This window comes from Myxacorys chilensis, assembly GCF_059505265.1.
The window spans coordinates 19,307-37,762 of sequence record NZ_JCACKG010000287.1; the positions used below are offsets into that span (position 1 = coordinate 19,307).

The 18,456-nt window shown below is 48.5% G+C and carries 16 protein-coding genes; 11 read left to right on the plus strand and 5 right to left on the minus strand.

The window, feature by feature from the left end; genetic code table 11:
- Positions 1–169: 169 nt before the first annotated feature.
- Entirely contained in the window at positions 170–835 is a 666-nt protein-coding gene (locus AC5JLB_RS29125) for a haloacid dehalogenase type II (RefSeq protein ID WP_495877312.1), read from the minus strand.
- A 677-nt stretch (positions 836–1,512) separates the two neighbouring features.
- On the opposite strand from AC5JLB_RS29125, the gene AC5JLB_RS29130 reads away from it, so the two are divergent.
- The 3 genes from AC5JLB_RS29130 (at position 1,513) to AC5JLB_RS29140 (ending at position 4,947) form a co-directional block, all read left to right on the plus strand.
- On the plus strand, positions 1,513–2,019 hold the full coding sequence (locus AC5JLB_RS29130) for an SRPBCC family protein (protein WP_495877313.1): 507 nt from the start codon (positions 1,513–1,515) through the stop codon (positions 2,017–2,019).
- Between the two features lie 52 nt (positions 2,020–2,071).
- Positions 2,072–3,250: a zinc-dependent alcohol dehydrogenase gene (locus AC5JLB_RS29135; protein WP_495877314.1), complete on the plus strand. Its 1,179-nt coding sequence runs from the start codon at positions 2,072–2,074 to the stop codon at positions 3,248–3,250.
- A gap of 389 nt (positions 3,251–3,639) precedes the next feature.
- Complete coding sequence (locus AC5JLB_RS29140; protein ID WP_495877315.1) at positions 3,640–4,947, plus strand: DEAD/DEAH box helicase; 1,308 nt, start codon at positions 3,640–3,642, stop codon at positions 4,945–4,947.
- On the opposite strand, the gene AC5JLB_RS29145 is transcribed toward AC5JLB_RS29140, so the two are convergent.
- Positions 4,944–5,171, minus strand: a complete 228-nt coding sequence (locus tag AC5JLB_RS29145; RefSeq protein ID WP_495877316.1) for a hypothetical protein — start codon at positions 5,169–5,171, stop codon at positions 4,944–4,946. The genes AC5JLB_RS29140 and AC5JLB_RS29145 overlap by 4 nt on opposite strands.
- 177 nt (positions 5,172–5,348) lie before the next feature.
- Between AC5JLB_RS29145 and AC5JLB_RS29150 the strand changes: the two genes are divergently transcribed.
- The 5 genes from AC5JLB_RS29150 to AC5JLB_RS29170 all read left to right on the plus strand — a co-directional run bounded on the left by AC5JLB_RS29150 (position 5,349) and on the right by AC5JLB_RS29170 (position 11,293).
- Positions 5,349–6,770 (plus strand): glutamate-cysteine ligase family protein, encoded by a 1,422-nt coding sequence (locus AC5JLB_RS29150; RefSeq protein ID WP_495877317.1) that lies wholly within the window; start codon positions 5,349–5,351, stop codon positions 6,768–6,770.
- Positions 6,745–7,653 (plus strand): N-formylglutamate amidohydrolase, encoded by a 909-nt coding sequence (locus tag AC5JLB_RS29155; protein ID WP_495877318.1) that lies wholly within the window; start codon positions 6,745–6,747, stop codon positions 7,651–7,653. Before AC5JLB_RS29150 ends, AC5JLB_RS29155 begins: the two co-directional genes overlap by 26 nt.
- Positions 7,654–7,942: 289 nt before the next feature.
- A complete protein-coding gene (locus AC5JLB_RS29160) occupies positions 7,943–8,218 on the plus strand; it encodes a hypothetical protein (protein ID WP_495877319.1) in 276 nt (91 codons plus the stop codon).
- A 414-nt stretch (positions 8,219–8,632) separates the two neighbouring features.
- On the plus strand, positions 8,633–10,696 hold the full coding sequence (locus AC5JLB_RS29165; protein WP_495877320.1) for a CHASE4 domain-containing protein: 2,064 nt from the start codon (positions 8,633–8,635) through the stop codon (positions 10,694–10,696).
- Positions 10,697–10,825: 129 nt separating this feature from the next.
- On the plus strand, positions 10,826–11,293 hold the full coding sequence (locus AC5JLB_RS29170; protein WP_495877321.1) for a tellurite resistance TerB family protein: 468 nt from the start codon (positions 10,826–10,828) through the stop codon (positions 11,291–11,293).
- 342 nt (positions 11,294–11,635) lie between these two features.
- Here AC5JLB_RS29170 and AC5JLB_RS29175 read toward each other — a convergent pair whose 3' ends face one another.
- On the minus strand, positions 11,636–12,916 hold the full coding sequence (locus AC5JLB_RS29175; protein WP_495877322.1) for a sensor histidine kinase: 1,281 nt from the start codon (positions 12,914–12,916) through the stop codon (positions 11,636–11,638).
- Positions 12,917–12,952: 36 nt separating this feature from the next.
- Positions 12,953–13,630, minus strand: coding sequence for a response regulator transcription factor (locus AC5JLB_RS29180; RefSeq protein ID WP_495877323.1), 678 nt, complete (start codon positions 13,628–13,630; stop codon positions 12,953–12,955).
- Positions 13,631–13,786: 156 nt separating this feature from the next.
- On the opposite strand from AC5JLB_RS29180, the gene AC5JLB_RS29185 reads away from it, so the two are divergent.
- Entirely contained in the window at positions 13,787–14,161 is a 375-nt protein-coding gene (locus AC5JLB_RS29185) for a hypothetical protein (RefSeq protein ID WP_495877324.1), read from the plus strand.
- A 13-nt stretch (positions 14,162–14,174) separates the two neighbouring features.
- Here the strand turns inward: AC5JLB_RS29185 and AC5JLB_RS29190 are convergent, their stop codons facing one another.
- On the minus strand, positions 14,175–14,894 hold the full coding sequence (locus AC5JLB_RS29190; protein ID WP_495877325.1) for a bacteriorhodopsin: 720 nt from the start codon (positions 14,892–14,894) through the stop codon (positions 14,175–14,177).
- 166 nt (positions 14,895–15,060) lie between these two features.
- Between AC5JLB_RS29190 and AC5JLB_RS29195 the strand changes: the two genes are divergently transcribed.
- Positions 15,061–17,775, plus strand: a complete 2,715-nt coding sequence (locus AC5JLB_RS29195) for a cation-translocating P-type ATPase (protein WP_495877326.1) — start codon at positions 15,061–15,063, stop codon at positions 17,773–17,775.
- 171 nt (positions 17,776–17,946) lie between these two features.
- Entirely contained in the window at positions 17,947–18,378 is a 432-nt protein-coding gene (locus tag AC5JLB_RS29200; protein WP_495877327.1) for a hypothetical protein, read from the plus strand.
- Positions 18,379–18,456 lie beyond the last annotated feature (78 nt).

Below are 18,456 nucleotides of genomic sequence, written 5' to 3' on the forward strand. Positions count from 1 at the left end.
CTTACTAGTACGTCAGTACTATAAAGGAGCTTGGTTGTTTCTGTCAAGCCAAAAAAATGTAGTACAGCTTAAAGAGAGTTTCTTTCCGTCTAATCAGCTCGCAAAAACTAAACTCTTAAAAGCAACAGGAACTCGTCCAGAATCAAGTGTTGGGTTATCTTTACAGCCTTCACAGTATTGTTTTCACAATTTGGTTCGCTGCATCTACAAGGTCGATCGCGGTAATTTCTGGATGTGGATAAGTTGCAAGATATGTCTTCTCTTCTTTAGTAATGAAAGCCGTGTGTAATCCAGCCAACTCTGCTCCCATAATGTCCCACGCGTGGGCAGCAACCATCCAGACTTCCCCTGCACAATCTTTCACCAAGTTATAAACATCTGGATGGGGCTTTGTTTTTTGAACGGTATCACATGAGAGAATGCGATCGAAATAAGAGAGAACGTTCGCTTGCTCAAGCAGCTTCCGAGTCGATTCCTCACTGCCGTTGCTCAGAGCAATCAGTCTCCAGTCGGCTGTCTTTAAACGATCAAGCGCGACTTGTAAGCCGGGTTGTGGTTCTAGTTGCGAGAAGGCGTTGATCACCTGCGATCGCTGTTCTTCTGTGGTTTCAATTCCTATAGCCGCTAGCGATCGCGGCAGTTCTGCCTCCAAAATTGTTTTCAATGGTTGATAGCCTCCTGCATGGGAGAGCGCGATCGCATCTCGCAGGGTTTGCGCGAACCAAAGCTGCATCGCATTGGGAGCAGCACCGAGTTGAATTAATTGCTGTCGCGGCTTGTCGAGGCTAAAACAAGTTCCGATCATGTCAAATGCGATCGTGCTTTTCATGGTCATGCGTTGGCTCTTTATAAATTTGTTGCTTGCTGCTCGGAGGAAATTGATAGAGCTTCGAGACGGCTCACCTACTTAATAGGGAAGCGCGAAGGTGAGTAAAGCGTCTATCTATTGAAGGAGTTCAGGATTTCCCGGTTAGCAATCTTGCGAAGCTTGCTCACAGAAAACGATCTATCTGGATACGAGCATGGAACAAATTAACAATCATTCTGAAGTCAGAACAGACATTAGCGTGAAGTATGGATAGAACTGAGCATGAGCAAGCTGTTCTAAAATCGCTTCTATCAAGCAGCGACGTATTCATTCGCACCATCCATCCGTTTTCGATCTCCGCCTACTACACGAATGCTTAAGATGGCAAACTCACCGAGGTTGGACTGTGAGGACTTCCAGCCGTGCAAACAATTCTGGCAGCAGCGGTTGGCGACTAACGGTAGAAGACAATCTTGAGATTTAGCCGCAATCCTTCATTAGAAAGACGCGATCGCACTGCCATCTTCCTAGGATCAGAGGAATTAAAAAGCTGTACTCCACACTAACTGCCAACCGGTAATTAGCGCCAAGCGCAACACATACAGAATCGCAGTAAGCGATGATCAATGAGCGTGGAGCAATCATAAAGAAGTATAGACAATGAACCGTTCGTCAAACTAGAGCCACATCCAGACGCAGTTGTTATGAGCCAAAACATCAAGGTCGAGAAAACAGTCACGATTAACAAATCGCCCGAAGAGCTTTACCGCTTCTGGCATGATTTTGAGAATTTACCCCGCTTTATGAAGCATCTCAAAGCGGTGGAGGTGAAAGACGCTAAACGGTCGCATTGGATTGCGAGTGGACCTTTAGGTAGCAGCGTTGAATGGGATGCAGACATCACTGAAGACCAAGAAAACGAATTGATTGCTTGGAAGTCGATCGACGGTGCTGACGTTAATCATTCTGGGTCGATTCACTTCAAGTCAGCTTCTCACGGTTCCAACAGCGCTGCGTCTAATGCTAATCGAGGCACACAAGTAAAAGTTGTGATGGCATACGACCCGCCTGCTGGTGCCATTGGAGATGCGATCGCTAAGCTGTTTGGCGAAGCACCCGAACAGCAACTTGGAGATGATTTACGCCGCTTCAAAATGCTGATGGAAACGGGCGAGATTGCCACCACTGAAGGTCAACCGCAGGGTCAATAGGCATTGAGATGTAAACAATGACCAAGAAAATACTATCAAGTGAGAAATAGCTATGAAAGCAGTTTGTTGGCACGGCGCTAAAGATGTGAAAGTCGAAACGGTTCCCGATCCCAAAATTATTAATCCACGGGATGCGATCGTTAAAATTACATCAACGGCAATTTGTGGGTCTGATTTACACCTATATGATGGCTTTAACCCCACCATGCAAAAAGGTGACATCCTCGGTCACGAGTTTATGGGCGAGGTTGTTGAGTTGGGGAGCGGGGTTAAGAATGTGAAAAAGGGCGATCGCGTGGTCGTTCCGTTTACGATCGCTTGCGGATCGTGTTTCTTCTGCCAAAGAACGTTATGGTCGCTGTGCGATAACTCGAACCCAAACGCTTGGATGGCAGAAGCCGAAATGGGTTATTCTCCATCAGGTCTGTTTGGTTACTCGCATCTCACCGGAGGCTATGCGGGGGGTCAAGCGGAGTATGCCCGCGTTCCCTTTGCTGATGTCGGTTTATTCAAAATTCCTGATGGACTCACCGACGAACAAGTTTTGTTTCTGACCGATGTTTTTCCTACGGGATACATGGCCGCCGAGAACTGCGATATTCAGCCCGGAGATACGGTAGCGATTTGGGGTTGCGGCCCGGTTGGACAATTTGCGATTAGAAGCGCTTACATGTTGGGTGCTGAACGTGTCATTGCGATCGATTTGGTTCCTGAACGGCTTCAAATGGCAAAAGACGGCGGAGCCGAAGTTTTGGATATCACAGAAGTCGAGGTTGGCGAAGCGCTTAAAGAAATGACGGGCGGGATAGGACCCGACTCGGTAATGGATGCGGTGGGCATGGAAGCTCACGGGTTCGGTTTGGAAGGGTTCTACGACAAAGTGAAGCAAGCCGCTCGAATGGAAACCGATCGACCAAACGTATTGCGCCAAGCGATCGTAGCTTGCCGTAAGGGTGGCACGGTATCCGTTCCGGGTGTTTACACGGGCTTTGTTGACAAGATTCCGATGGGTGCCTTTATGAACAAAGGCTTGACCATGAAAACGGGACAAACTCACATTCATCGGTACTTGCGCCCGTTGACGGAGCGGATTCAGAATGGCGAGATTGATCCCACGTTCTTGGTCACGCATCGTCTGCCGCTAGAGCAAGCGCCGCACGCCTATGAAATCTTCAAGCACAAGCAAGATAACTGCATTAAGGTTGTTCTCAAACCTGGTCAGGTTGCTTAGGATCGTGGATTGAATAACTCCAACACTTGCATAGCTCCGGGTTGCCCTCATCCCCTAACCCCTTCTCCCGCAGGAGAAGGAGAACCAGAGTCTTGCTCCCTCTCCTGCGGGAGAGGGTTGGGGTGAGGGCAAAATTGCATCACTGAGCAAATAAGTGATGAATCACTAACACTCGTCTATTAACCTCACGATCGTTCCAATATCGAGCAGCGATCGCCGCTTTACCCCTATTTCTGTTAGGATAAACCCTTGCCAGTACACTCCGGTCTATTATTGGCACGTTGAAACTTGCTTATCAGAGCCATTCAACCGAATCACAAGTTTACTGCTCTTAGACTGGTCCCAGGATTTTATTTGGGATAGGGGCACCACTAGGAGCAATTGCATCCATGACATTTCAGAACCTCGGTCTGACGACCGACCTGCTTCGTGCTGTTGCTGAACAAGGCTACAGCGAACCAACTCCCATCCAGCAGCAGGCGATTCCTGCTATCTTGCAACGGCGAGACATCCTCGCTAGTGCCCAAACTGGGACGGGCAAGACGGCAGGCTTTACCCTGCCTTTATTGCAGCGCCTCAGCACCACCAAACCCCACAAAGGACACCACACTCCTCGTGCGCTAATTCTTACCCCCACCCGCGAACTCGCAGCCCAAGTCAGCGATAGTGTCAAAACCTACGGCAAATATCTTCCCCTGCAATCAGCAGTCATCTATGGCGGTGTCGGAATCATCCCGCAAATTAAAACGCTGCGCCGGGGAGTTGATATTGTAGTCGCCACGCCGGGTCGCCTACTCGACCACCTGAGGCAAAAGACCCTCGACCTCTCTCAGATAGAGATACTGGTGCTAGATGAATGCGATCGCATGTTGGATATGGGCTTTATCCACGACATTCGCAAAATTTTGGCAGTGCTTCCCGCATCCCGTCAGACGCTGATGTTCTCTGCGACTTTCTCTAAAGCGATCCAGCAGCTTGCTAATACTCTGCTCAAGTCTCCCACTCTCATCGAAGTGGCTCCTCGTAACACCGCCGCCGAGCAAGTAACCCAGATCATTCACCCCGTGAATCGCGATCGCAAGCAAGAACTGCTTGCCTATATGATTAGTTTTCACAATTGGCAGCAGGTGCTCGTCTTTACCCGCACCAAACATGGGGCCAGCCGTCTGGCGGAGCAATTAACAAAAGATGGGCTTAAAACCACGGCGATTCATGGCAACAAGACCCAAGCTGCCCGCACTCGCGCTCTCAGCGACTTTAAGCAGGGAAAAGTTCGGGTATTAGTTGCCACTGACATCGCCTCTCGCGGGATAGACATCGACCATCTCCCCTATGTGGTCAATTTCGATCTGCCCGATGTTCCCGAAGACTATGTGCATCGCATTGGTCGCACAGGTCGCGCTGGCAACGAAGGACGCGCAATATCCCTAGTCTGCCGCGATGAATATCCGCTCTTAAGAAGCATTGAACGATTGCTGAAGCGAACCATCACCGAAGACGTGATTGCAGGATACGAGCCAACCGCTTCAGCCCAGACCCAATCAGATCAACCAAACCGTAAGCGATCGCAACCCCGCAATAAACGGGCAAAACCTCAAACCCAAGCCAAGTCTAGCCGCAGCAAAAACAACTCAGCCGGGGCACGCAATCCTTCGGAGCTTGGTAAAGCCAATCGCAAAGGGCTTCGCACCGCTTAAGTATCCTGCTGCTCGGAACTATCTTGCTCCGAACCTTCTTGCTCCGAACCATCTGAGGAAGACGCAATTGCCTGTCGTGTCTCTGCATTCAGCAGAGGCATGAGCTGGCTTTGTACGTCTCCTGGCTGGGTATTCCAAAGCATTCTGACAAAGTTTCCTTTGCCCTGTTGACCCGTGTTGTTCAAAACACCGGCAAGCTTCTCAACATCAACATCCTCAGACACGATAAATCTCCAATAAAAGCTGGGAAGAGTCCATTTATCTTAAAGCCATCACTTAGTAATTTCTCTCTTTCAATCGGTAGACGTGCTGTAGGATTGAAATCAGTCAAACTACCGAATGCAAACTTTCAAGTCATCGATGCCGTGCAACTAGGATTGTTCCAGCAGATAGGCTGAATTATGATGCGTGATCTCAACCGCCGGATCGGGCTAGAGCAGGAGTTTTTTATTGTAAATCCAGAAGGGATCATTGTCGATCGCGCCGATGAACTCTTGCAAGGTTGTCATCACCTCGCTCAAACTCAAGGGCGCAACCCAGAGAACTTTGCGCCAGAGTTTGTGAAAAGCATGGTCGAGATCAACACCGAGCCAGCTTGCAGCGTGGCAGCGCTCGCCAACCACTACCTGCACAATCTGCAAATTCTGCTGATGGCTGCAAAACAGTTAGGACTGCGACTTTACCCGCTTTCCCAATACCCACTGCATCTGTCCCCCACGATCCGTGATGTGCCGAACTATCACATTCAGGCTCGCACTGTTGGCTATGATCGCTTTCTGGATGCCGGTCGCTGCATTGGAACGCATCTGCATCTGGAGTTAGCCGAGGGCACGGTCGATCCTCAAGTGGGTGTGTCTTACCAAGTTTCGCCCGAAGCACGAGCCGAGACCGTGAATCTGTACAACTTAGCTACGGCAATGGATGCGGCTGTAATTGCGCTGTCTCGCGCTTGCCCGTTCTATGAAGGCAAAGTGTTTGGATTAGCCGCGCGTACCGTCCACTATCGCGGCAATGAAACCTTTGGATGGGAAGGCGTTTACACACACTTACCAAGAGTCGGAGCACTGCGCCCGTATGCGGACACTGTTGAGCAACTCGTGGAGCAACAGTTTGAGCGTTACTATGCTTGGCTTGCCGCGATGGATCGCGCGGGAGTCGAACGATCGCAGTTTCTCAATGCAGGTGGAAGCTTGCTTAAATCCGCTTGGAATCCCGTGCGGCTAAATGGACACGGCACGATCGAACTGCGTCAAACCGATGGCAACTATCCCGACGTGATTTTATCGATCGCGGCTTTGGTGTATAGTGCTGCCGATCGCGTGCGTCGAGAGAAACTCACCGTGCGCCCAGCCGCAGGCGTTCACACGTTTGAGGTGAAAGACCAACAGCTTCTAGTGCCAGAATTTGCTTATCTCAATGGCGAGCTGTTATATGCCGCTGTAACCGAAGGTGTAAAGCAAGCCCAAGTCAAAACCTATCTGGATTCCCTGCTGCAATTCGCGATTGGCGCAGAGCGCGATGAGAAAACCGCAGACCAAGCGGCAGAATCTGCTTATCTAGAAAGGCTCCGAACGACCATTCGGGCAGACAATTCCGAAAACACATATCAGACGACCGAAGCCAGACTGTTAGAGCAGTTTGCTCCAGCCACGGCTGAACTAACTAGAGAAACTGGATTAGCGCTGGTACGGACAGCTTGTGATGAGCTAGAGGCACAGGTAGAAGCGCTCTTGCATCAGCTTGAACTGCCGATTGAACCGGCGATGTTAGCAGGGAATGATTCTGGTGAGGGAAGCCATGCTGAATCCGCATACCGCGATTAGGTCGTCGCATCCTTGGATTTGGACGATCGGAAATCAACCTTTGGTCACCGCCGCAATTCATGACGGACATGCTGTGCGTGAAGAAGTGGCGACGCATCTCGCGTTAGACCACAGCGATCGCCGTCGGGAAGAAGATCCGTTTACTGCCCAGTGGACTCGGATTGCTCAGACTCGGCTGATCGTGATGCGATCGCGGTTTGAGGTTGATCTAAATCGTCCGCGTGAAGCCGCAATCTATCGACAGCCCCAAGATGCGTGGGGGCTACAGGTCTGGAAGCAACCCTTACCTGAAGCGGTGATGGCGCGATCGCTAGCGCAATACGATGCGTTTTACGCTGAGCTAGAGCAAGTTTGTCGCCGTCTGGAGCGTCGATTTGGGCACTTTGTCATTTTGGATTTGCATACTTATAATCACCGTCGTGATGGACAAGCTGCTCATGCCTGTGATAATCCTGAGATCAATCTCGGCACGAAAACGCTCGATTCCTTTGGAAGTGTGCGAAGCAATTTCTCTGAAGTTGCGCGTTGCGCTAATCGTTCCTACTGGTCGCCAGTGATTGATCGGGCGCTAGTCGAGTTGCGCCAGTTTAACTTTCTAGGACGGCAGCTCGACGTGCGCGAGAACGTGAAATTTACAGGTGGACACTTTGCTCAATGGATTCACCAGCACTTTCCGCGCTCTGCTTGTGTGTTGTCCATTGAGGTGAAGAAGTTTTTTATGAATGAATGGACGCATCAGCCAGATCCGAGGCAACTGGATGCGGTTTACCAAGTCTTAAATTCAGCCGTCTCCGGCATCTTAGAAGGGCTGCAACAGATGAACACAGGCAACCCTATACAAATTGAATCAGGTCATGGCTTCGGAGCAGAAACCTACCGATGATTCTCTCTCAAAGCTAATCGATTTTCACTGACAGAACCGCGCAAGTCTGAATCCTTGGACAGGCCATGAAGACTTTGTGGCGTTCTTACAGCATCATTCCTTGTAGCTGATAAAAAGTTTCTTTCTACCGAAGCATCATTCCTTCGCGTCGATGGACAGTTTCTTCGCGTTGATGGACAGCTTCTTCACGTCGATGGACAGTTTCTTTGTGCTGATGGACAGTTTCTTTGTGCTGATAGACAGCTTCTTCGCGTCGATGGACAGTTCTGTTCTATCAACAAAATAATTCTTGCTGCTGCAACACTATTCCATTGCCAAGAAGAACAGTTCCTTCGCTAAAAAGAAACGTTCCTATCCTGAGATAGAAACGGCAATCGGTATGTTGTTGCGCTCCATCCAAACAATTGAGCATAATAGCCGCGATCGCAGTTCCTGCGGAGTTGCGCTCTGCGCTAATCGTCAACCTTGGGCGAAGCTGATCGTGCCGATCGCCGTCATGATGGCTTTGCGATCGTCGGCGCTTAAAGTGACACTAACTCGATTTAATGTCATACAAATCATGTAAGGAATGGATTGTACTTAGATAACATCACTCCTGTTGCAGCGTCGAGGGGGTCAGATACCCTGCGATCGCATTCACTACATCTGCGAAATCGCTCTATCCCTAACTGGAGTCATCGACGCGATCGCTCCGAACCGTCCACAAGTGCCACTTTCTAAAATTTAAGGGATTCAAGGGTGAATAATGAATCGTCTGTGTCCACTTTAGAGGCAACTGCTGATACGTCTATTCAAGAAACTCAGTAGAAAAATTTAATTAGAGCGAATTTGCAAGTAGAAATAAATCGTCCGAGCTTAGGCAGATATATCGAGGCAACTTAGTGAATGATGAGTGATGGACTTTTCTAAATTACCTCTTATCAAGAGACTGACTCTGCGTGAGAAAACGCTTCTATTTCTGTGTCTAACCCTGACTGGTTTGACTAGCGTTGTCTATCTGACTTCTTCAGCAATTCTCTTAGGCAGTTTAAAGACAGCAGAAGAACAAAGTGCTCAGCAATCGCTTCAAGGCGTCGTGAATGTTTTAGATAAAGACAAAGAGGCGTTTACATCCCGGTATAGTGATTGGTCTTCTTGGGATGATACGTACGAGTTTATTCAAGATAAAAACGAAGCTTACATTAAGTCAAATCTTGTTCCACAGCAGCTTGCTAACCTGAAGATAAACTTAGTTTTATTTGTGAATGCTAAAGGTCAAGTCGTGTATGGTACAGGCTTTGATTTTAAGGCAAAGCAAATTAAGGCTATACCGGCAGCGTTGCCAAAATCTTTTGCACTCAATCACATCTTTCTGGAACATCCGAAAACCAAAGGTTCTTTGACAGGAATTCTAGGTTCTCCTGAAGGACCACTGCTAATCACTTGCCAACCCATTTTGACCTCTGAAGGCAAAGGTCCGGCTCAAGGGGTAGTCATCTTCGGGCGCTACATTAATGCTGACGCGATCGCTAACCTGTCAAAGGTGACTCGCTTTCCCATTCAGATTTATCCAATTGGGGAACCAAACCTCCCGACTGAGTTTCAAGCCGCCCGCCAATCTCTTTCGCCTCAAGCCCCAATTTTTATTCACACGTTAAATGAAAAACTTCTAGCTGGCTATGTGCTTTTAACTGATATTTATGATCAGCCCGCCCTGATTTTGCGCGCCGAAATTCCTAGGGAAATTTATCAACAGGGAAGCAGTAGTCAACAGCATCTCATGATTGCGATCGTGTTTCTAGGACTGGTGTTTGGTGGAGTGAGCGTCCTCCTGCTAGAACAGCTCGTGCTCGATCGATTAACCCGTCTAAGTCTGGGGGTCAGCCAAATCCAGATAAGCCGTAATATCTCGCTACGATTACCCTCATCTGGAACAGACGAAATATCTAGCCTGGCCAACAACATTAATCACCTATTAGCAACCTTGGAAAAGGCTCAGGCGGAAGTTGGAGACGCCCTAGACCAAGTGACACAGACAAATACAGACCTTCATACCGCTGTTGATCAATTGCAGAATGAAATTCTTGATCGTCAGCGAGCAGAGGCAGTAGTACGGCAATCTGAAATGCAGTTAAGACAACAGACTCAGCATTTAGAGAAGACGTTGTTTGAGCTTCAGCAAGCACAACTTCAGTTGGTGCAGAGTGAGAAGATGTCGAGTTTGGGGCAACTGATCGCGGGTATTGCCCACGAAATCAATAATCCGGTCAGTTTTATCTACGGCAACCTGAACTATGCCAGGAAACATGCCCACGATTTATTACAGGTGCTACAGGTTTATCAACAGGAATATCCCACTCCCACGCCTTTGCTGGAGTCAACTCTAGAGCAAATCGAACTCGACTTTATCACAACAGATTTGCCTAAAATCTTGACCTCGATGCAAGTGGGAACGGAGCGAATTCGGGATATTGTGCGATCGCTGCGAATCTTCTCAAGACTGGATGAAGCAGAGGTCAAAGCCGTGGATCTCCATCAAGGCATCGATAGTACGCTATTGATTCTACAAAGTCGCTTAAAGGCAAATAGTCAGAATCCCAGCATCGTAGTGGTGAAGGATTATGGGCAACTGCCCCTCGTGGAATGTTATGCCGGACAGCTCAACCAAGTCTTTATGAATATCTTGGTCAACGCGATCGATGCGATTGAGGAAGCGAGGGAATCTAGAACAGCAGAGAAGGGACAGGGGAACACAGCATTAGCATCACGGATTGCAGATTGCTTATCCGCAACCATCACGATTCGTACCGCGTGCATAGATGCTGACTCAATTGAGATTCGCATCATCGATACGGGGCCAGGAATGCCAGAGAAGGTGAGGAGTCATCTCTTCGATCCCTTTTTTACAACCAAATCTATTGGCAAAGGAACTGGCTTAGGCATGTCCATTAGTCAACAGATCGTCGTTGAAAAGCATAAAGGGACATTAGAATGCCGATCGACGCTTGGGCACGGAACAGAATTTATCATCACCATTCCAAGAATTTTACAGAAAGCGGTGTGAGATACCGACGTTAGATAGACATGGCATGTTCATTCTGAATCACTGCTGGGCAGTCTAAAGTCAACCAGGTTGGGTCAGTGGAAATAAGCCGATTCAACCATTGATGAATGTGAAAAACTAGGAGAATCAATGCCTAAACGTAAATTGCCCCGTGGTGGCGCTCAAGTCGCTTTGACTCCCGAGATTGCGATCGCTGCGATCGGACTTTTTTCTGCGTTTGCAGATGGTGAATCGATCGACGAGGCCGAGACCTATGCGCTAGGTGAGATGCTGAGTGGCATCGACCTATATGAAGATTACTCCGAGGAAGATTTTGAAGCGTTGGGGACGGAGATTGGAACTCTCATTAACGAAGAGGGAGTTGAGGCGGTCGTTTCACAAGCGATTATCAATGCGAGAGAGGAGGGACTCGAAGAAGTCGCATTGATAGTTGCTTTGGTCGTGATTGCGGCTGATGGAGAAGTACCTGAAGCAGAGCAGGAATACGTCGATAATCTGTGCGAAGCTCTAGGCATTTCAACAGAACGAGGAATTGAAATCGTTGATGAGCTTTTCTCGGAAGAGGAAGAAGACGAAGATGAGGAAGAGGAAGAATAAGCTCAATCATCACCGAACTATCATCAACGCTCAGATCCCCCTGATAGCCAGATAACGGCTTCAGGGGGATTTTGTGCCGATGCCTATTTCACTACCAGCAATTTCCTGGCAGCATAGAGCCTTGCACACCCACATATCCACTTTCTCACCGTTGCTCCTCGTGTCGTTAATCCAGCTCAAACTATGTCAGAAAGCAACACATTGAAGTGTTATCCCGACGTTGTGTAGCTTAAGCCCACTTGGAATCTTGGGGGCGACAGGTTTTTAGCGTCCTGAACCCCAGGAGTTAGAGAGAAAGCGTAGGAACTAGGTTCTGTTGACATTTCAGCCGCTTAGGGTTGGTCACGGTTGAGGTTTGACAGGCAGTTCGATTTGAAATGTTGAGCCTTTACCTAAAGCACTCGTCACATGAATTTGTCCACAATGGGCACGAACAATTTGCTTGACAATGGCGAGTCCCAAACCAAATCCACCGCTATCAAGAGATCGAGCCGTATCTACCCGGTAGAAGCGATCGAAGACATAAGGCAAGTCAGCTTCTGGAATTCCAATACCAGTGTCGATCACTTGAATCACTGCCCAATTCGGATGGGGGACTAACCGCAACAGCACTGAACCGCCAATAGATGTGTACTTACAGGCATTACTGAGCAGGTTTTCGATTGCCTGTTGTAGCAAATCAGCGTCGGCCCATACTTCAATTGCTTGACCAGGCTGCTCATAGATCAGGCGAATAGCTTGCGCTTCTGCCAAGGCAAGAAACTGGGGAACTAACCTTTCTAGAAAATGGTTGAGATTCAATCTCTTGAGCGATTCAGGCGCAAGTCGTCCCTGATGACGAGCCAGCAGCAGCAAATTGTTCACCAGAACCCCCATGGATTTAGCACTGTCCACGATGTTTCCCAGCGGTTGCTGATAACGCGGATCATTTGCTGCAATCAGTAATCCAAGTTGGGCATTGGTTTGTATGGCAGAAAGGGGTGATCTCAATTCATGGGAGGCGTCTGCCGTAAACCGTTGAAGCTGTTGATAGGCTTGTCGTATTGGCTGCATTGCAATTCCGCTAAGAAACCAGCCTGTTACGGCAATCAGTGCTAGTGAGACTGGCACTGCCAAAGTCAAGGCAATCTGAAGCTGTTGCAAGCCATTGTGAGTTTCTGTCAGAGGAGTCGCCACTTGAAGATACCCCAGTGTTCCTGTTCTTCCTTCAACAGGTAGTGTGACCTGACGAAGCCATCGATGCTCCTGCGACAGTGAATCAGTAGACTCAATCGTGTGGTAGCCAGAGGGTGTCTTTAATTGATTAGGGGGAGAAGCCCCAAAAAAACGAACCAATTGCCCTTGGGCACTGTACCAGCGGACATAAATCAGATCTTTGGCAAGCGGGTAAGACCCAGTACCTAATAACGGGACATTCGTTAAATCAACCTTCGTCTGATTTAGGCGAACATCGTAATGTACGCTAGCTGCCATGATCTGGGTTTTGTCATAGAGCAGTCGATCGAGTGCCTCCAGCTTATCCTTCACCTCAATCTGATGAATAACTCCAGCAAACAGAACGAGAATGCTGCCCATTGAGAGGGTAAACCATCGAGCTAGATTGCGACGACTCTGGTTAAACACAGCTGGCCTCTAAAAGAATTCGGGTTTGAGACAGCCTTATTTCTCAGTTGGGGACAGGCGATAACCCATGCCATAAATGCTCTCAACCCAATCGCTGGCTTTCACAGCCTCTAAGCGTTGACGGAGCTTGCGAACTAACACAGTGATGGCATTGCTATCAGGTTCTGTTCCCCATTCCCACACAGCCTGCTCAATCTGGCTACGAGTCAGAACCTGCCGAGGATGACGCATGAAGTGTTCTAACAACTGAAACTCACGGCTAGAAAGGGATACAACTGCGCCTTGTCGCTCGACTGTAAGGGTGTCGAGGTGAAGGTGGAGATCCCCAAGACTCAGCGTATCCCCTTGCCAAAGCGGCGATCGCCGCCTGAGTGCCCGCACTCGCGCCATAAACTCGATTAAATCGATGGGTTTTACCAGATAGTCATCTGCACCTGCATCTAACCCGGTTACTTTCTCAGGCGTTGTATCTCTTGCTGTGATCATCAGAACTGGAGCCGTTTTTCCCAAAGCACGATACTGTTGACAGAGATTTAGCCCACTCACATGCGGTAACATCCAGTCCAGGACCAGCAAATCGTACTCTTTCTCAGATAAAAGCCACTGAGCGGTCTTTCCATCTTTGACACCGTCAACACTATGCCCTGCTTGAGACAAAGCGATTTGTAGTGGCAGTAGTTGTTTGGGATCATCTTCTACCAGCAACACTTTCATCTGCCTGCCTGTCCCTTCTATAGCTTACAGTTCCAAGCATTTGACTTTGAGACAGTTTGTGCATCTTCTCTAAGCCGGATTTTGAAGCAGAACATGCTGTATTACAGTCAGAACAGATGGCATCAGCAGTAAAAGCATGGGAAAGGATAGCGAGTGATGAAACGCTGGTTGCAATTATCGGGTGCAGAATTTTGGTTGCCACTACCATTGGTGGCAATCGCGTTTTGGTTTACCTCCAGTTTTTTAACGGCTCAAGAATTGCAGCAATCTCGTCCAACAGAGACTAAAGTTCAGGCAGACACTCAGCTTGAAGCGACCGTGTCTGTCAACATATCGCTGATTAATGCTGTAATTAACCAAAATCAGAAGAATACTCAAGTTAAGGTAGAGACCGCAGAACCGATCTTGAAGCGGTTAGAGTTAGAACTGCCTATGACAGACCCCAATCAAATCGAGGAGACGATCTCCAAACAACTTCAGTTGTCGCGACAGGAGATTCGACAACTGGTTCGTTACGAAATTATTGAATGAGTTTGTTTCTATCTCAATACGAACTACGGGCAAGATTAGCAGCGCTCACTTTCGTGCGATTCAAGCGACGAAGCCCATTCAAATCCAGATAGCTAAACCCCACTTTAGAGAAAAAGGGAAGTAGACAAAACAAAAAAGTTTCAACGGTTTGGTTCACCCATCCCAACCCAGATGGACCAATCAACCAAGCGATCGGGTAGCTAATCCAAAACAATGTGAAATAGGCAACAAGCTTATCATAAAGGCTGGAGATCTCGATTCCTTGCCCACGAGTCTTTGCTCGCAACGGTACCCAAATTCCCCAAAGAACAACCAGAAATGCAACGACACCACAGGTATACCAGAGAAATCGGGTTTCCTCAGTGGTAGATAAATCCGCCATCAAACCACTCCCAATTACGATCACTTGAACACTCATCAGTGTTGCAATCAAGGTCGAGTCTTTGGCAACGTGATGCATCGCTGTCCAGGACAATGCCAGCAGCAGTAGAGGGGTTGTTACGAGCCAGTCAATGTAGCGGGCATAGTGGGTAATCTGTCCTGCCACTTCAACTTTTCCCTGACCCATTGCCATTGCCATGTATGCCAGTCCTGACCAGATGGGAATGAAGGTAGCAACTAAATATTCATATTTAGGTACACCGCGCGGATTGTGGCTGAGCGAAATGAAGTAAAGTGCCCCGATTGCCATAGCAATCACATATACCCAGTGAAACGTCGCTTGCCAGTCCATATGCTATCTCCATTTGCTTGCCTCCTACTCTGAAAGACAAATATGATCTAAAAGTGAGTCCTCAAAATTGGGTGCTCACATTTCGCTCATTTTTCTAACCGACGCTAAGAGTAGGAAAAAGCAGGATTTCTGCTGCCTATTACCAAGTTCGGGTAGAGGAAATGAAATGGTTGAAACGCTGGTCAAACCCTCAACAAAACACCAATGGCATCATCTTTCAATTCAAGAGGTTGTTCGGTTTTTGGAAACTGACTCTGAAACAGGGCTTTCCGTTCAAGATGCAGATGAACGACACGAGCGCTTCGGGGCAAACGAATTAACTGCCCAAAAACGCCAGAGTGCCTGGGTGCGATTTCTACAACAGTTCAATCAACCATTGCTCTATATTTTGTTGGCGGCAGGTATTGTCACTGCCTTTCTACACGAATGGATTGATGCGGGGGTGATCTTTGGGGTCACTATTGTTAACGCGGTGATTGGCTTCGTCCAGGAATCGAAAGCCGAGAACGCGATCTCAGCACTTGCAGAAGCGGTGACTACAGAAGCGACGATTCTGCGAGATGGGCAAAAACAGGTGGTTGCTTCTAGAGATCTGGTGCCTGGAGATCTGGTGCTGCTATCGTCAGGGGACAAAGTCCCAGCAGATGTGCGGTTGATTGAAGTCTCTAATCTTCAAGTCGATGAGTCTGCCTTAACAGGAGAATCCGTCCCGGTTGAGAAAAATCTAACCCCCTTGCCGCCTGATACTCCTCTAGCAGAACGGGCAAACATGGCATACACCGGAAGCCTAGTAACCTTTGGTCGGGGACAGGGACTGGTAGTTGGCATTGGTGAGATGACTGAAACCGGTCACCTCTCCCAATTGATGCAGCAGAGCAGTATTCTAGAAACGCCATTAACTCGCAAAATCGATAAATTTAGCAAAACCTTGCTGTACGTCATCTTGGCACTAGCAGCATTCACTTTTGCAGTCGGGATTGCTCAGGGCTTCTCTTGGGTTGAGGTATTCAAAGCAGCGGTTGCTCTGGCAGTAAGCGCCATCCCAGAGGGCTTACCAGCAATTTTAACGGTGACATTGGCGCTTGGGGTTTCCCAAATGGCAAAACATCACGCCATCATTCGTAAGCTCCCGGCAGTTGAGACGCTAGGCAGCACCACCGTCATTTGTTCCGACAAGACCGGAACTCTCACAGAAAATCAAATGACGGTGCAGGAGATTTGTGCCGGGGGAGAACGGTATCAGGTCACCGGTGGTGGCTATTCGCCGGAGGGGGAGATTGATTTCCAGGGACAGCGGGTTGATTTAGCAGAGACTCCCGCTCTATTTGAATGCCTGCAAGCTGGGTTGTTGTGCAACGACGCTCACATTGAGCAGCAAGAGGCGAATTGGGCTGTAGTGGGAAGCCCAACCGAGGGGGCGTTAATAACGGCTGCTCTTAAAGCAGGGCTGACTTCAGAAGCCGGGGCAAGGGCTTTGCCAAGGCTTGCCACCCTACCGTTTGAGTCTCAGTTTCAATATATGGCAACCCTGCATAGTGTCGGCTCAGAACGGTTGATCTACGTCAAAGGATCGGTCGAAGCGATTCTTGAGCGGTGTAATCAGATGTTGAATGTCGAGGGTCAAGCGATCGCGCTTGACTCCGCTGAGATCGAACAAGCCGTCAATACTATGGCTAGCGAGGGGTTAAGAGTACTGGCTCTAGCGAGGAAATCCGCATTCAGATCCCAAACATCAATCAAGCATTCTGACATCGAGCACAACTTAATTTTTCTGGGACTCCAGGGCATGATTGACCCACCCCGTCTTGAGGCAATTCAAGCAATTCGGTCTTGTCAATCTGCTGGAATTCAGGTCAAGATGATCACGGGCGATCATGCCAAAACAGCTGCTGCGATCGCTCAGCGCATGGGACTCAATCAAGCGGAAGATACACCCGTATTCACTGGTCAAGATCTAGCTGGAATGAACAATGCGGAACTGAACAATGCTGTTGAACAAAGCCATGTGTTTGCACGGGTTGCCCCCGAACAAAAGCTTCGTCTGGTAGAAGCACTTCAGTCCAAAGGCGAAATTGTCGCGATGACTGGAGATGGGGTCAACGATGCCCCTGCCTTGAAGCAAGCCGATATCGGGGTAGCGATGGGGATTACGGGCACCGAAGTCTCGAAAGAGGCGGCAGACATGATTCTGACAGATGATAATTTTGCGTCGATTGAACGAGCTGTAGAAGAAGGACGTACGGTTTACAAAAACTTGCTGCGGGCAATTGCCTTTATCTTGCCAGTGAATGGTGGGGAGTCCATGACCATTCTGATTGCTGTCCTTCTAGCAACCCCACTGCCGATTCTGCCCGTGCAAATTCTCTGGCTCAATATGGTAGGGTCGGTCGCCCTATCGGTGCCGCTGGCATTTGAGCCGCCCTCACTCGATGTTATGCAACACCCACCCCGTCCAGCAAACGAACCTCTCTTGTCCCGCAGACTGGTTACCCGAATTCTGGTAGTTTCTGTGTTTAACTGGATTGTTATTTTTGGCACCTTTGCCTGGGTGGTTCAGACAACTGCTAATGAAACCTTGGCCCGGACAATGGCAATTCAAGCACTGGTTGCTGCCGAAGCCTTTTACCTATTGAGCATTAGCCGGTTTGCTCCAGCACTCATTGCCAGGTTCCGCGGTCAAAATGAGGCAATCAGCTATACAGTGGCAATCGGTATTGCAGGGGTCTTCACGCTTCAACTTCTGTTTAGCCAATGGAGCATCATGAATCAGCTCTTTGCTACGGAAGCACTCACCCTTGTTCAAGGCTTAATCTGTCTGGGAATTGGGCTACCCATGGTTGCTTTGTCAGCACTCCTAAAGCAGATTGCACCCTTGAAATAAGTGATCTTCACGGGATGGCTATTTGCTTGTTTTACAAACTTCTAACTCAAATTAAAAAAGTCTTTATTCCTTCCTATGACTTCCTATAATCCCAAACATGCGATCGGAATCTTCCCAAGTCGACAAAACGCGGAACAGGCGCTAATTGAGCTCAAAGATAAGAGTTTTCCCATGCACAAAATTTCAGTGATTACCAAATCTTCTGATCAGAATGATTTGAATAATCGCGGTGTGCAGCAACCTCCTATAACAAGAGCAGAAGGGGCAAAAGCAGGCGCACTCTTGGGTAGTACAGGAGTAGGATTACTAACTTTAGCGGTTGGGTTAAGTGTATTGCTGATACCTGGAGTTGGCCCTGCCCTAGCGGTAGAAGGTCTTCTAACCACAGTTCTGGGAAGTGGAGCCGCAGCGATCGTTGGAGGTCTATATGGCGCACTTCAAGGATGGCTGGTGCCAGAGGAACAAGCAAGAATCTACAACGATAGATTGAATCAAGGGGATTATTTAGTGGTCATAGAAGCAGTAGAGGATGAAATTCAGCTTGCTGAACCTATTCTCAATCGTTGGGGAACTCGTGCATGGCGTGTCTATGATGCTGACTAGTCAATTCTTATTAGATGTCAAGCACAAAGGGCTCTTCCGAGCTTTTGGTGAAGCCGAGAAGTAGGGAGGAAACTATAG